Genomic DNA, 14,225 nt, shown 5'->3' on the forward strand with positions numbered 1-14,225 from the left:
ATGATCGAATGAAACGATTGATGGTTGCCGCAGCCGGTCTGCTGCTGGCTGCGCCGCTATGGGCTCAATTCGGTGGCGAGCCGACGGTGGAAGTGGCTGTGGCCGAACAACGCGAAATGGCGCCGACGATGCAGGTCTCGGGCACGGTGCTGTCGCGCGCCGATGCCAGCCTGTCGGCCGAAGTCGAGGGCCGCCTGGTCGAAGTTGCCGACGTGGGCACGCGCGCGGCCGAAGGCGACGTGATCGCGCGGATCGAGGACACGGTGCTCAGCCTGCGCCTTTCGGAGCTCGAGGCCGAAATTTCCCGCGGCGAGGCTCGTTTGAAATTTCTCGATGCCGAGCTCGCCCGCGTCGAGCGACTCGCCGAGACCAATCTGGCCGCAGAAAGTCAGATCGATCAGACCCGCTCGGAGCGCGACATGGCGCAGAGCGACCTGGCGGTCACACGCTCGCGCCTGGCTCAGCTCAAGGATCAGATCGAGCGCTCCCGTGTCCGCGCGCCGTTTTCCGGCGTGGTGGTCGAGCGTGTCGCCCGGGCCGGCGAGCGGGTCGGTGTCGGCGCGCGCATCCTGCGCCTGGTCGACCCGGACAGTCTGGAGGTCGTGGCGCGTGCCCCCCTTCGTTACTACCGCTATGTCCAGCCGGGCGATGAGCTCGCGATCGACGCCGAGGACGAGGTCTTCGAAGCGCCGCTTCGGACCGTCGTCAGCGTGGGCAATGAGGATCTTCACGTGTTCGAGCTCAGGCTGGATATCGAGCAGCCGCTCCCGGTGGGTCAGACCGTGCGTGTGACCATTCCCACCGCCGAGCTGCGCGAAGTGCTCGCCGTGCCGCGCGACGCCCTCGTACTGCGGGGGTCGGGAACGGCCGTGTTCGTGATCGAGGATGACGGTACCGCCCGGCGCGCCACTGTATCGACCGGCATCGGTCAGGGCGACTGGATCGAAGTGGCCGGCCCCGTTCAGGCGGGCGACCGGGTCGTCATCCGCGGCAACGAACGCCTCAGGGACGGCCAGACGGTGGAAATCGCCAACGGCTAATCGCGCCCCCGGCCGACCACTCAATCGCGGCTCTGTCCTGCGCCTCCGGCGACAGCAAATACCCGCTGTCGGCCGTCGTCGACCAATCGGACCCGACAGCGGTACAGGCGCGAGAGGTTTGCGGCGGTCAGCAGTTCCGGTGTCGGGCCCGCTTCCCATTCGCCGTTGCCATAGAGCAGCAGCACGTGTGTGCAGTAGCAGGTGGCCAGGTTGACTTCGTGCAGCGCCATCACCGCTGACTTGCGCTGTTCGCACACCTGTCGGTGGAGCACGTTGAGGATGGTCACCTGGTTGGCAGGGTCGAGGTGGTTGGTCGGCTCGTCGAGCAGCATCACGGCCGGGTCCTGGACCAGCAGCGTGGCCAGGGCCAGGCGCCGCGACTCGCCGCCGGAAAGATCCATGCAGCTGCGCCCGGCCAGGTCCAGCATGTCCAGGTCGGCCAGCGCATCGCTGGCCCGCTCACGGTCGGCCCGGGTTTCCCGTGCCCAGGGCTTGAGATGCGGATGGCGACCGACCAGCGCGGTCTCCAGGCAGGTGGCGTCGAAGGCGTAGTGTGTGTGCTGGGGCAGCATGCCCAGGCGACGGGCGATGGCGCGGCGCTTGCGTTCGTCGAGGCGGCGGTCGTCGAGACGAATCCCGCCGCGTTCGGGCTCGAACACGCCGGCGAAGGTCTTCAACAGTGTGGTCTTGCCGACACCGTTGGGCCCGAGCAGGCCCCAGAACTCACTCTGCCCGACGGCCAGGTTGAGATCACGTACGACCTGCACCGAGCCGATGCGTACATCGAGATCCTCGACGATCAACGGTTTGATGGCTGCGGCGTTCATGCCTAGCGAATCCTGGCCGCGCGATAGAGCAATAGCAGGAAAAGGGGGACACCGATCAAGGCGGTGAGTACGCCCACGGGAAGTTGTCTTGGTCCCAGCAGGCTGCGCGCGGCGGTGTCGGCCAGCACCAGGAAGCCGCCACCGAACAGCGCCGAGGCTGGCAGCAGGACACGATGATCGGCACCCACGAGCAATCGCATCAGATGCGGCACGATCAGGCCGACAAAGCCGATTGCTCCGGCCAGCGACACGGCCAGGGCGGTCAGCAGCGAGGCGACCACGTAGATTTCCCAGAAGCGCGCCCGGGCCGATTCGCCCAACAGCGCGGCCTGAAGTTCACCGCCGCTCATCACGTTGAGGCTGCGGGCGCGCAGCCACAGCAGACCCACGCCGGCGGCCAAGGGCAGCAGCCACAGTGCCGACAACCCGGCCTGGCTCAGGTCGCCCATCAGCCAGTACAGCATCGAGCGCAGGCTGGCATCGGGTCCGGTGGCAAGGATCAGCGAAATCAGCGCGCCCCAGCCGGCGGCGATCACCACGCCGGTGAGCAGCACGCGGGTGGTACTCCACGGCCCGCGGCCGCGCGCCAGGACGAAGACGATGATCATCGTCAGCATGGCGCCGGCGAAGGCCAACAGCGGCACCGGCAGAAAGCTCAGGCCCAGGCTCATACCGATCAGGGCGAAGGCCGCGGCCCCGCCCGAAAGGCCCAGCACGTAGGGATCGGCCAGCGGGTTTCGCAACAGCACCTGCATCAGGCAACCGGCCTGGGCCAGCATTGCGCCGGTGACCAGCGCGGCAATCGCACGCGGCAGGCGCAGTTCGAGCACCACGCGCTGCATGGCACCGTCGGCGGCAAACGGCCAGACCCAGCCGCCGCTGCCCCAACTCGCCGCCAGCAGCAGGGCCAGCGGCGGCAGGGCCAGCAGCGCCGGCCAGATAATCAGCCGCCGTTTGGCTGGTGTGTGGCGCATGAATTGATTACCATTCGGGGTAGTTGAATATTTCGCGGTCCGCCATGATAGCTGGCCGCGCTGACCATCACCATGATTGATCCGGACGGATTCAGACCCAACGTCGGGATCGTGCTGGCCAGGGATGACGGGCGCGTCTTCTGGGCGCGCCGTGCCGGCAAGGATGGCTGGCAGTTTCCCCAGGGCGGCATGAACACCGACGAAACGCCCATCGAAGCCATGTATCGCGAACTCGGCGAGGAGACGGGGTTGACCCCGGACCACGTCGATGTGCTCGGACAGACGCCCGGCTGGCTGCGCTACCGCCTGCCGCGGCGCTATCGGCGACGCCACCAGAAGCCCATGTGCGTGGGCCAGAAGCAGGTCTGGTTCCTGCTGCGCTTTCTGGCCGACGATGATGCCTTTGACCTCAGCGCCGGCGAGCGGCCGGAGTTCGATCGCTATCGCTGGGTCGACTTCTGGTATCCCGTGCGTCATGTCATTCCGTTCAAACGGCGTGTTTATGTCCGGGCATTGCGGCATCTCGAGCCGATGTTGCCCGATGTTCCGGGGCAGTCGAATTTTGGCTGAGTGTTCGTGAAACCGCAGATTTCGCAGATGGACGCAGATTTTTGAGAATGGCGATTATCTGCTGGTTGAAAACCTGATCTGTGTGCAGGGCGACTGTGTGATCAGCGAACACTCGGGGTCATTTTCACGATGGTGTCTGCTTGAAGAAGATAAACCACCTGCGTGTTGGGGTAAGTCTCATTCAATCTGCGCGAATCTGCGGTTCCCTGAAGTCCAAAGTCTATTTCCAAGGAGAAGGAGCGAAATGAATTTCACGCTTTTGCTGGCCGCCGGCCTGCTATTGGCCGGTCCGCTGGCTGCCGAAACTTTTCCCAAAGATGATCTGGTCGTCGCGCGGGAGCTGCGCGAGGCGGCACTGGCCGGTGACGGTGGCTACGAGATCGTCGCCGACCTGACCACCCGCATCGGGCCGCGTCTGGCCGGCAGCGAGGCCGACGCAAGGGCGGTGGAGTGGGCCGTAAAGATGTTCGAGGAAATGGGCTTCGACCGCGTCTGGACCGAGCCGGCGACTTTTCCGACCTGGCATCGGGGGCTGGAGCGCACCGAAATCGTGTCGCCGGCACATCACGAACTGGTCACCCTGGCGCTCGGGTTTTCTCCGGCGACCCCCGAGGGCGGCATCGAGGCCGAAGTGGCGATGTTCGACGACCTGGCCGCGCTCGAGGCGGCCGACGAGTCCGAGGTTGCCGACCGCATCGTGTTTATCCGCAACCGCATGGAGCGCACGCGAACGGGCGCGGGTTACGGCCGCGCGGTGGGCGCGCGCTCGGTCGGCAGCCGGGTGGCGGAAGAGAAGGGCGCCCTGGCGCTGGTCATCCGTTCGATCGGCACTTCCAACAACCGCTTCGCCCACACCGGCATGCAGCGCTTCGATTCCGACGTACGGTTGCTGCCGGCCGTGGCTATTTCCAACCCCGATGCTGACCTGCTCGAACGCCTGATGGGCGGTGACGAGCCGGTGCGCATCCAGGTGGAGGTCGATGCCGAGACGGTCGAGTCCTACACCTCGCAAAACGTCATTGCCGAGATAACCGGTGCCGAAAAGCCCGAAGAGATCGTGGCGCTGGGCGCGCACCTGGATTCCTGGGATGTTGGAACCGGTGCCATTGATGACGGCGCCGGTGTGGCCATCGTGACCGAAGCGGCGCGCTTGATCCATGAACTGGAGCAGCGTCCGGACCGCTCGATTCGCGTCATCCTGTTTGCCGCCGAGGAGATCGGCCTGTGGGGCGGTCGCGCCTGGGCCGAGGCGCGCGCCGAAGACATCGAAGACTACCAGCTCGTGGCCGAATCGGATTTCGGTGCCGGCGAGATCTACGCCATCAGCGCCCGCGTGCGCGACGAAGCCTGGCCGATGATCGAGGCGATTCAGGCCGAACTCGAACCCCTGGGAATCGAACTGGGACGGCGCCAGGCTTCCGGCGGACCGGATTTCTCGCCGGCCCGGCCGCTTGGCGTGGCCGCCGTGGATCTGCATCAGGACGGCACCGAGTATTTCGATTACCACCACACAGTCAACGACACCCTCGACAAGATCGAGCCCGAGGCGCTCAAGCAGAATGCCGCGGCCTATGCGGTGCTGGCGTGGCTGGGCGCCCAGTCGCCAGTGTCCTTTGGTTCGGGCGAGACCATTCTTGCCGAGGAAGCGGAAGCCGAGGGGGGTGACTGAGCGTTTGGCTCAGTCGAGCGCCTCGAGGGCAGTAATCCAGCGTTCGTCTCGCTCGGCCTCGTGTACCGGCGGGATGACCAGGGTGGTATGCGGGTGCAGTTCGGCGCTCGGCAACTCGGACAAAGCCAGGCGTTCGGCCCGAAAGTCCTCGATCGGCAGCCAGGCGGCTTCGTAGAGAATCCCTTCCGAATCGGGCGGGTAGAAACGGCCGAGCTTGTCCACCAGAACCTGCAAACGATCGGGTCTGGCCGTGAAGCCGGTGCAGTCGAGGCTGCCGGCCAGGGCGACCTGCCACAGTAGGAGCAGCGAGCTTGGGTTGAGCGCGTACTTGAAGACCAGAAATCGCGTCGCCTCGATTGACTGCACACCGCGATGACCGGGATCCATTCCCAGGTCGGCATACAGACATGCTTCCGCCGAAATCCCTGGTTCCATGCGGGTCTCGAATCCTTCGGCCCGAGCCTGGCGCATGGCCGTGTGCGGAACCTGGGCGAACACCCCGGGATGGCCGTAGAACACGGCACATACCAGCGAGCCGGCCCTGACCTCGTCGAGCAGGGCCTGTTCCATGTCGCGGTAGCTGTCGCGCCGGTCGCGTTGATCGTCGTAGTACTCGCTCAGGTTGCGGGTGTTGGGGTTGAGTGAGTGAACCCAGTCGATGGCGAACGGATCGGCGAGCACGAATACTACATCGGCGCGACGAATCTCGGAGATCGTTCTTTCGCCGGTATGACGTGAAGGCTGCAGGCCACAGCCGACCACGATCAACTTCCCGTGCCGGCGATCAGGACGAGGCATCGACGAACACGACGCGATCGCGCCCTTCCCGCTTGGCCTTATAGAGGGCTTCGTCGGCACGGCGGCGCAACTCGATCAGCGACGCCTCATCATTGGACTGTGCCACCCCGAAGCTCATGGAGACTCTGATGCGGTCATCTTCACTCCGGCTCGATCGCAATTTTTCACGCAACTCATCCAGTGGTTCGCGAACATCCGCCAGTTCATAGCCGGGGAGCGCGATCGCGAACTCCTCGCCCCCGATACGGCCTACGATGCCCGTGTCGCCGAACACCTCCCGCAAGCGCGCTGCAACCCGGCGAAGCACCTCGTCGCCGGTCAGGTGACCGTGTTCGTCGTTGACGCGCTTGAACAGGTCGATGTCAGCGAGGATCAGCGTGAAAGGATTACCGTTCGCGCGGGCCGAAGAGAACGCCGGATCGGCGATCTCGAAAAACCGCGTGTGGTTGTTCAGACCGGTCAGGCCGTCCTGGTGGGACAGCCGGCGATAGCGGCGGCGGTCGCGCGTGGTATGGGCCAGCAGCAGTATCAGGATCAGGACCAGGAAGGCGGCGACGATATAGCCCATGTACATCAGCCGGCGTTGCTGTTTTTGAGATTCTTCCTGCAAATCGCGTACGCGCGCCTGCTCCCGCAGGAGTGCCAGTTCCTGCTCGGTAATCTGCGTTTGAAATTCGACTTCGAGGTAGGCCAGCTGTCGAGCCCGGTCCATGTCGAGAAAACGTTCACGTGCCGCCTTCTGTGACTTCAGGTGACGCAGGGCCTGCTCATGATCGCCACGCCTTTCCGCGATGGTGCCGAGTGTTTCATGGGTTTTCGCCAGATCGTCCCAACGTTCGGATTCTGTGAAATGTTCGACCAGCTCGGGCAGCATTGCCTCGGCCTGATCGAGGTCGCCTCGTTCAAGATGCAGGCGGGCGAGCACCATGCGTGTTTCCGCCACGCCCGTGGCGTAATCGTTCTTGCGGTGGCGCTCGAGCGCCGACTCCAGCAGCTCCCGCGCTTCGTCCAATCGCCCCGTCATTCTGAGCGTGTCGCCCAGGCCGAATTCGACAATCCCGATGTAGACCGGGTCACCGGCGTCTTGACAGCGTTCCATTGCCCGGCGGTACTCACGCATGGCGGACTCGAGATCGTTGTTGGCCTTGTAGGCAGCCGACAGGCGCATTCGCGCGACGCAGTCAGTTCGGACATTGCCACGTGCCGCCGCGACTTCGACCCCTTTGTTGCCGTGCTCGATGGCGGCATCGAACTTGCCGATCGAACGCAATATATCGGCTGCCAAGCTGTGGGCGTCGGCCGGCAGGTCGGGATGGTCGATTTGCGGCTCCAGCTTCAGCGTGCGATCGAGATAGTCGAAGGCTTCCTCGAAGCGGCGGAGGTTCATTGCAAGGTTGGCGCCGCGCATCAGGGCATTGAGGCGTTGGTGGTCGGGAATGTCCTGTTCGAGCAATTCTTCTGTAAGTTCGAGCGCCTTCTGGAAGTCCCCGTCCAGCGCCAGGTTACGAATCCTGAGATGCTTGTAGGTGGCGTACTGATCGGGTGTGGCGTATTCGAGCAGCGGTTCGATCTCATCGAGGATGGCCTGGGATTCCGGCCACGGTGCCGTGACGTTGAGCCTGGCTGCCTGATCGAGCCGTTCCTGCAGGAGCCTCCGTGAGTCAGCGGGATCGAGTTGGTCCGTCACGGCGAGCCCCGGCAGCGCGGCGAGCAGCCACGCTGCCAGAAGAACTGCCGCGCGCAGACCGCGTTCTCGGCACCGTTTCGACCGGTGTGCGGAGCCGGCGGGCGAGCCGGCATCCGCTTCGAGGTTTCGTGGGCTGCCGGCAGTTTCGCGATTCGATTTCATGACTGCCGGGTTTCGACGCGCTCAGGAATCGTAGGCGTGGACGTTGCCGTTGCTCTTGAGGTTATCCAGGCCGCTCAGTTTCTTGATCTTGTCGAGGTCCTTTTCGAGCATGGCCTGCATTTCTTCGTCAGAGAGCCCGTAGCGAGCCATGACTTCCTTCGGGTCGCTTTCGTAAGCATCCTTCAGGTCGGCGTTCTTTCCCAGGTCGATGAGCAGATCTGCAAGCTTGGACATAACTTAACTCCCTTTCTGTTGGTGCCGTGTCGCGGGGCTCCCCCGACGGCGATGACCCATGAAAGCCCATCACGGCCGCTGCGGGTCCACGAGTGTTCTGATTCGAACCGTCCCGATTGTAGTCGTTAATGCCGTCCGCGGACAGGCGCTACCGGCGACTGATCATCACCTGGCCCCGGCCATGACGAATCAATTGTCGCGCCACACCAGCCTTCGGTGACACGCATCATCGCCCGAAACTGTCGGCGACGACGACGGTGTCGCGCCCGCCGCGCTTGGCGCGGTAAAGGGCCGCGTCGGCGCGTTCTCGCAGTTGCTCCAGTGACTCGTGAGGAGCCAGTTGGGCGATGCCGAAACTCATGGTCAGCCGATCGGCGTCATCGCCGTACTCGATGGCGGCAAGTGCTCTCCGGAAAACTTCAAGTCCGGCCAGCACCGTGTTCAGGTCTGCGCCGGGCAGGCAAACGGCAAACTCCTCGCCACCGATGCGGCCTACCTTTCCGTCGCCGGGGAAGTGGTCGCACAGGAGTCGAGCGACTGCGCGCAACACGCGATCGCCCGCGATGTGACCGTGCCGGTCGTTAACCCGCTTGAAGTGATCGATATCGCCCAGCACGAGCACCAGTGGTTTTCCGTTTCGATGCGAGTCATTCACCGTCGTGCGAGCGGTGTCGAAGAACCGGGTGTGGTTGCTTACCCGGGTCAATCCGTCGATTCGCGACAGGCGGCGAAAATGCCGCCGGTCGCGCAGGACGCGCCTGAGGATGACTACTAGCATCAGGACCATTCCTATCGCCAGCGCCGTGAGCAGCATTCGGAACCGGGCCTGCTGGCGGCGCGATTCTGCCTCGAGTTTGCTCACTCGCTGCTGTTCGCGCAGCAGCGCCAGCTCCTGTTCATGGCGGTCAACGTTGAATGCAACCTCCAGCATCGCCATCCGCCGGTTGCGGTCCTTGTCGAGGAACCGACGACGTGATTCGACTTGCTTGATCCGATGGTTGTATGCGGCTTCGTACTCCCCGAGTTCCGCGTGGGCTGTTGCCGCGAGACGGTGCAGCGAAGCCTTTCGCTCCCATAATTCGCGGTCACCGACGCGGTCGATCAAACGCTCGGCCAATTCGATCGTTCGTTGGTGTTCGCCGCGGGCGGCGGCCAGGCGGGTGCGGAGCTGTTCGGCCGTCAGGATGCCGTCTGCCCAGACTGCATCGCGCAGACGTTGCATTCCGCGGTCGATCCGGGCTTCCGCGGCTTCCAGCTCATCGTTCTCCAGGGCGAGGTAGGCCAGCTCCAGCTCCACCGTGCCCAGGTAGACCTGATCGTTGGCCTGCCTGCAATCGTCCAGCGCCCTCTTCGCGGCCTCTTCGGCGAGGTCGAACCGTTCGGCATAGCGATAGGCGACCGAAAGCCGCTGTCCGGCCGAGCACCGCTGGGAGATGTCCCCGGAATCCACGGCGATCCGATAGGCCCGGGTTGCGTAGCGCATGGCTCTTTGATGGTCGCCGGCCAGGCTGTGCGTGAAACCGGCCAGGCTGTAGATCCGGGATGCCTCGACGGGATCGTCCGTTTGCGGAACCAGGCCGAGTGCCGCCTTGAGGTGGCCGAAGCCCGACTCATAACGCCCGATGTTGATATCGAGGTTGGCGGCCAGGCGAAGGGCGCGCAGCCTCTGGTCCTTGTCCAGCTTCGAATCAAGCAGCGCTGCAAGCCGATCGATGGCTTGGGAATAGCCGCCTCGCAGCGCCTGGTTGCGGATGTCGAGCAGGCGAATCTCGACTCGCTGGCGAGGCGTCGCCTCGTCCAGCCGTCGCATCAGCTCGTCGATCTTCGGCTGGGAGGCATTGACTGCCTCGGTGACGCTCAGCTGGCGGGCCCGCTCGATGGCCGCTTCGAGATCGTCATCGTTGTCGGCGAAGGCCTGTGCCGTCAGGAGTCCCAGTGTCAGTGTCAGGCACGCCGGGAGCAGCCTTGGAATCGTGCACATGAGAAAGCGATTGCCGCGTGGACTCAGTCCCCGCATCTCTTCCCGTCCTGAAATGCATCCATAGCCGTCTCCCTCCCTGGCAGCGTCGATTCTAGCCGCCCGCTAACGTGGATCGGCGACGACCACGACGTTGCGGCCGCCGTGCTTGGCGCGATAGAGCGCGTCGTCGGCGCGCTGGCGCAATTTTTCCAGCGGCTCGTTCGGCTGCAATTCGGCCAAGCCGAAGCTCATCGACAGCGGGCTTTGGTTTCCACCGTAGTCGATTCGCGCCAGCGCCGCACGGACTTCGTCGAGTTTAGGCATCGTCTGGCCGGCGGTCTTGCCGGGCAGGCAGATGGCGAACTCCTCGCCGCCGATTCGGCCGATGAGCCCGGGCTCCGGGAAGGCTTCCTCCAGAACGCGCGCCACTTCGATCAGTGCCCGGTCGCCGGCGATATGCCCCAACTCGTCGTTGACCCGCTTGAAGTAGTCAATGTCTCCGACGGCGAACACCATGGGACGATGATCCTGATGGGCCTTGTCGACCATCATGCGTGCCGTATCGAACAGGCGCGTGTGATTGCTCAGTCCGGTCAGGCTGTCCAGTCCGGCCAGACGCCGGAAATGCCGCCGCTCGCGCAGCACATGGGCGAGCAGCAGGGCCAGGATCAGGACCAGGAAGGCGGTGACCGCGTAAACCAGCCAGCGCAACCGGTCACGGTTGTGCCTGGACTCGTTCTCGAGTTCGTCGGCCCTGCGCTGCTCGCGCAGCAGGGCCAGTTCCTGCTCGCGCGAACTCATGTCGAAGGCGACCTGCAGGTGAGCGAGTTGGCGGGCGCGGTCGAGGTCGAGGTAGCGCTCGCGCGATTCGAGTTGTTGGCTCATGTGTTCCAGGGCCCGTTCATGATTGCCGCGAGCCATGGCGATCTCGCCCAGCACCTGGTGCGCCTCGGCGACATAGTCCCAGGCCTGATCCTGTACCAGCGGGGGCAGCGCCTGCTCGAGCAGATTCTCGGTCATCTCTTGTTCGCCCCGCTCCCAGTGGAGCCGGGCCTTGTAGAAGCGGGCTTCGCCCAGGCCGAAGTGGTAGTCGGTTTCCTTCAGTCTGGCCAGGGCCTGACGGAACAGGTCTTCGGCCTGCTCCAACTCGCCGGTGGCGCGCAGCAGGTCGGCCAGGCCGCTCTCCACGATGCCGGTGATCAATTCGTCGTCCGATTCCCGGCAGGTCTCGACGGCTTCACGGTAGACGGTGCGCGCCAGCTCGAACATCCGGGCCGTCTTGTAGACGAAGGCGAGACGGCCCCGGCTCACGCACAGATCGCGTGCAGTGCCGTGCTCCCTGGCGATGGCAACCGCTCGTTTGCCGTAGTCGATGGCCTGATCCGTCTCCCCGATCTTGGCGTATACGTAGGCAGCCAGGCTGAAGGGCTGATCAGAAAACTCCGAGGGATCGAGTTCCGCACTCAGTTCAAGGGCCCGGTTCAGGTAGTCGAAGGTCTCCTCCCAGCGGCGCAGCAGCATGGCCACATTGGCCGCCAGTGAGTAGGCCCGGACCTCCTGCTTGCGCGTCATCGGCTCGTTGAACAGGGACTCGAGCGTCTCCAGGGCCGCTTCCATCCGGCCCGAAAGCGACTGGTTGCGCGCCCGGATCAGCCAGAAACGGGCGCGTTGCTCTGGTGTCGCTTCCGACAGGCGTGTCTGGATTTCTTCGAGCAGGGCTTCCGATTCGTTCCACGGGGCCGTGATGCTCAGTTCGTGAGCCCGCTCGAGTTGTCGACCGAGGGAGTCCTCGCCTGTGGCCTGGGCATTGACCAGGACGCCCAGGGCCAGTGCAATGCCCGCGAGGAATCGCCGGGCGAGGAGAGCACCCGGTCGCGAGGCTTGAAGGCGGCGGTTCAGTCGCAAATCTTGACGCTGCCGTTGAAATTCAGCCAGTCGGGGATCCCCCACTGCTTGAGTGATTGGCCGAGTTCCGACATGGTAGGCTCCCTTCTTGCGGTGGTCGTGCGCACGACCTACAAGCCTGCGAAACGACCCGATCAATTATACGCACAGGGTGTTTCGGTCCGCTCGACCCCTACACGGAGATCCGAACTGTGCCCCGTCTATTGCTCAATCTGCGTCACGTTCCCGACGACGAGATCGACGAGGTGCGCGCCCTGATGGACGCGCACGGCATCGAGTGCTACGACACGCCGCCGGGGCCCTTCGGGATTACGGCCGGTGGCATCTGGCTGAAGAACCCCGACGATTACACGCGCGCCCGCGAACTCATGGACAGCTACCAGGACGAGCGCAGAGAGCGTGTACGTGCCGAGTGGCAGGCCACGCGCGATCGGGGAGAGACAGAAACGCTGGCTTCGGTCGCTCGTCGGCACCCATTGAAAATCACCCTGATCGTTCTCGGCAGCATTTTTGTGCTGATGGTGCTGTTCGCGCCGCTGGTCGTGTTCTTCCGCCTGGCCGGCTGATCAGTCATCTGCGCCGTCGAGTGTTCGGATGACGGCCTCGCCGTAGCGCGCCAGCTTGTGTTCGCCCACGCCGCTGATATCGGCAAGTTCGTCGAGCGTTTGCGGCCGGGCCTCGACGATGGCCGCCAGGGTGGCGTCGTGGAAGATCACGTACGGCGGCACTTCTTCGCTGCGTGCCGTCTCCAGCCGCCATTGTCGGAGCGCCTGCCACAGGGGCGACTCGGTATCGATATCGACGGCTTTCTTCGAACGACTCTTGCGGCTGGAAGGAACGGCGTCACGGCGCATTTCGATGTCGGTCTCGCCACGCAGCAGGGCGCGGCAGTCGGCGCCCAGACGTAGCCCGCCGTGGCCTTCCGGGTCGGGCACCAGGTAGCCGGCCGCCAGCAATTGACGCAGCACGGAGTGCCAGGTTGATCGATCGGTGTCGCGGCCGATTGCCCAGGTACTCAAACGGTCATGTCCGAGCTGCTCGGCGCGCTCGGTCGACTTGCCGGTGAGCACATCGATCACGTGACCGGCGCCGAAGCGCTGGCCGGTGCGGTAGACACAGGACAAGGCCATGCGTGCTGCTTCGGTGGCGTCCCAGGTCTCGGGCGGGTCCTGACAGTTGTCGCAGTGGCCGCAGTTGCCGGGATGGTTCTCGCCAAAATAACCGAGCAGGGCGGGACGGCGACAGCCGGCTTGTTCGCAGTAGGCCAGCAGGGCTTCGAGGCGCTCGCGTTCGAGTTTCTTCTGCTCGTCGCCGGCATTTGACTGTTCCAGCAGCTGGCGAATGCGGACCACGTCGGCCAGGCTGTAGACCATCCAGGCATCCGCCGGCAGGCCGTCGCGGCCGGCCCGGCCGGTTTCCTGGTAGTAGGACTCGATGCTCTTGGGCAGGTCGAGATGCGCCACGAATCGCACATCGGGCTTGTCGATGCCCATGCCGAAGGCGATCGTCGCGCAGATGATCAGGCCATCTTCGTTGATGAAGCGGTCCTGGGCGGCCTGGCGCTCGGCTGACCCCATGCCGGCGTGATAGGACAGTGCGTCGAGACCCTGCTCGACCAGGAAGCCGGCCGTCTCCTCGGTCTTGCGCCGCGAGAAACAGTAGACGATGCCGGACTGGCCGGGGTGTCGTCGACGGATGAACGACAGCAGTTGTTGTCGCGCGTTGCGCTTGAGGCCGACGGTGTAGCGAATATTGGGCCGGTCAAAGCTGTCGACGAACACGCGCGCCTCGCGCCCGAGCAGGCGCTCGACGATCTCGCCGCGGGTGCGATGATCGGCGGTGGCCGTCAGGGCGATGCGCGGTACCTGCGGAAAACGCCTGGCGAGCACGTCGAGCTTGAGGTATTCGGGGCGGAAATCATGGCCCCACTGGGAGACGCAGTGCGCCTCGTCGATGGCCAGGAGGTTGATCTCGCAGCGTTCGAACATGCGCAGGGTCGACTCGCGCAGCAGTCGCTCGGGCGCGATGTAGAGCAGGTCGAGCCGTCCCTCGATCAGGTCCTGTTCGGTGCGGCGCCGGGTTTCGGCGTCGAGCGAGGAGTTGAGCACGGCCGCCGCCACGCCGTTGTGCCTGAGCGCTTCGACCTGGTCGCGCATCAGGGCGATCAGCGGCGAGACGACGATGGCCGTGCCCGGTCGCATCAGGGCCGGAACCTGGTAGCACAGTGACTTGCCGCCACCCGTGGGCATGAGCACCAGCGCATGGCCGCCGTCGCCGACGTGATCGATGATCTCGCGCTGGCGCCCGCGGAAGGCGCTGTAGCCGAAGACCTGGCGCAACAGGTCCTCGGGGTTTCCGGGCATTCCGGCCTCGACTGCGGCGCTCATCTTCTGGGGGTG

The 14,225-nt window shown here is 64.7% G+C and carries 12 protein-coding genes; 4 read left to right on the forward strand and 8 right to left on the reverse strand.

The genetic code is table 11. The features are described 5' to 3' along the window. Positions 1–8: 8 nt before the first annotated feature. Positions 9–1,040 carry an efflux RND transporter periplasmic adaptor subunit gene (locus G4Y73_RS09735; RefSeq protein ID WP_164231447.1) on the forward strand — a complete coding sequence of 344 codons (1,032 nt, stop codon included), beginning with the start codon at positions 9–11 and terminating at the stop codon, positions 1,038–1,040. Between the two features lie 20 nt (positions 1,041–1,060). Here the strand turns inward: G4Y73_RS09735 and G4Y73_RS09740 are convergent, their stop codons facing one another. Together G4Y73_RS09740 and G4Y73_RS09745 are read right to left on the reverse strand one after the other, a co-directional pair. After that, a complete protein-coding gene (locus G4Y73_RS09740; RefSeq protein ID WP_164231448.1) occupies positions 1,061–1,867 on the reverse strand; it encodes an ABC transporter ATP-binding protein in 807 nt (268 codons plus the stop codon). 2 nt (positions 1,868–1,869) lie between these two features. Then, positions 1,870–2,841: an iron ABC transporter permease gene (locus G4Y73_RS09745; RefSeq protein WP_164231449.1), complete on the reverse strand. Its 972-nt coding sequence runs from the start codon at positions 2,839–2,841 to the stop codon at positions 1,870–1,872. Between the two features lie 72 nt (positions 2,842–2,913). Here G4Y73_RS09745 and G4Y73_RS09750 point away from each other — a divergent pair, with 72 nt between their 5' ends. Continuing rightward, complete coding sequence (locus G4Y73_RS09750; RefSeq protein WP_164231450.1) at positions 2,914–3,411, forward strand: RNA pyrophosphohydrolase; 498 nt, start codon at positions 2,914–2,916, stop codon at positions 3,409–3,411. 244 nt (positions 3,412–3,655) lie between these two features. Further along, a complete protein-coding gene (locus G4Y73_RS09755) occupies positions 3,656–5,080 on the forward strand; it encodes a M20/M25/M40 family metallo-hydrolase (protein WP_164231451.1) in 1,425 nt (474 codons plus the stop codon). Between the two features lie 9 nt (positions 5,081–5,089). Here the strand turns inward: G4Y73_RS09755 and G4Y73_RS09760 are convergent, their stop codons facing one another. From G4Y73_RS09760 to G4Y73_RS09780, 5 genes are all read right to left on the reverse strand, one after another. Next, positions 5,090–5,878, reverse strand: coding sequence for an SAM-dependent methyltransferase (locus G4Y73_RS09760; RefSeq protein ID WP_164231452.1), 789 nt, complete (start codon positions 5,876–5,878; stop codon positions 5,090–5,092). Further along, the gene (locus G4Y73_RS09765; RefSeq protein ID WP_164231453.1) at positions 5,865–7,727 is read right to left on the reverse strand and encodes a GGDEF domain-containing protein; all 1,863 of its coding nucleotides are present in this window, start codon (positions 7,725–7,727) and stop codon (positions 5,865–5,867) included. The genes G4Y73_RS09760 and G4Y73_RS09765 overlap by 14 nt, the downstream gene beginning before the upstream one ends. Before the next feature lie 21 nt (positions 7,728–7,748). Next, positions 7,749–7,961 carry a hypothetical protein gene (locus tag G4Y73_RS09770; RefSeq protein ID WP_164231454.1) on the reverse strand — a complete coding sequence of 71 codons (213 nt, stop codon included), beginning with the start codon at positions 7,959–7,961 and terminating at the stop codon, positions 7,749–7,751. A gap of 226 nt (positions 7,962–8,187) precedes the next feature. Continuing rightward, positions 8,188–9,942 (reverse strand): diguanylate cyclase, encoded by a 1,755-nt coding sequence (locus tag G4Y73_RS09775; protein WP_164231455.1) that lies wholly within the window; start codon positions 9,940–9,942, stop codon positions 8,188–8,190. Between the two features lie 102 nt (positions 9,943–10,044). Continuing rightward, positions 10,045–11,826 carry a diguanylate cyclase gene (locus tag G4Y73_RS09780; RefSeq protein ID WP_164231456.1) on the reverse strand — a complete coding sequence of 594 codons (1,782 nt, stop codon included), beginning with the start codon at positions 11,824–11,826 and terminating at the stop codon, positions 10,045–10,047. A gap of 191 nt (positions 11,827–12,017) precedes the next feature. Between G4Y73_RS09780 and G4Y73_RS09785 the strand changes: the two genes are divergently transcribed. Continuing rightward, positions 12,018–12,392: a DUF6164 family protein gene (locus G4Y73_RS09785; protein ID WP_164231457.1), complete on the forward strand. Its 375-nt coding sequence runs from the start codon at positions 12,018–12,020 to the stop codon at positions 12,390–12,392. Here G4Y73_RS09785 and recQ read toward each other — a convergent pair whose 3' ends face one another. Then, the gene (gene recQ / locus G4Y73_RS09790) at positions 12,393–14,213 is read right to left on the reverse strand and encodes a DNA helicase RecQ (RefSeq protein ID WP_205596592.1); all 1,821 of its coding nucleotides are present in this window, start codon (positions 14,211–14,213) and stop codon (positions 12,393–12,395) included. It lies immediately after the preceding gene. Positions 14,214–14,225 lie beyond the last annotated feature (12 nt).

Source organism: Wenzhouxiangella sp. XN201, from assembly GCF_011008905.1.
GTDB lineage: Bacteria > Pseudomonadota > Gammaproteobacteria > Xanthomonadales > Wenzhouxiangellaceae > Wenzhouxiangella.

Coding starts and splice junctions, on each gene's coding strand:
- G4Y73_RS09765 (WP_164231453.1), bottom strand. CDS start 7,727: ATGAAATCGAATCGCGAAACTGCCGGCAGCCCACGAAACCTCGAAGCG.
- G4Y73_RS09750 (WP_164231450.1), top strand. CDS start 2,914: ATGATTGATCCGGACGGATTCAGACCCAACGTCGGGATCGTGCTGGCC.
- G4Y73_RS09740 (WP_164231448.1), bottom strand. CDS start 1,867: ATGAACGCCGCAGCCATCAAACCGTTGATCGTCGAGGATCTCGATGTA.
- recQ (WP_205596592.1), bottom strand. CDS start 14,213: ATGAGCGCCGCAGTCGAGGCCGGAATGCCCGGAAACCCCGAGGACCTG.
- G4Y73_RS09775 (WP_164231455.1), bottom strand. CDS start 9,942: ATGTGCACGATTCCAAGGCTGCTCCCGGCGTGCCTGACACTGACACTG.
- G4Y73_RS09735 (WP_164231447.1), top strand. CDS start 9: ATGAAACGATTGATGGTTGCCGCAGCCGGTCTGCTGCTGGCTGCGCCG.
- G4Y73_RS09755 (WP_164231451.1), top strand. CDS start 3,656: ATGAATTTCACGCTTTTGCTGGCCGCCGGCCTGCTATTGGCCGGTCCG.
- G4Y73_RS09770 (WP_164231454.1), bottom strand. CDS start 7,961: ATGTCCAAGCTTGCAGATCTGCTCATCGACCTGGGAAAGAACGCCGAC.
- G4Y73_RS09760 (WP_164231452.1), bottom strand. CDS start 5,878: ATGCCTCGTCCTGATCGCCGGCACGGGAAGTTGATCGTGGTCGGCTGT.
- G4Y73_RS09745 (WP_164231449.1), bottom strand. CDS start 2,841: ATGCGCCACACACCAGCCAAACGGCGGCTGATTATCTGGCCGGCGCTG.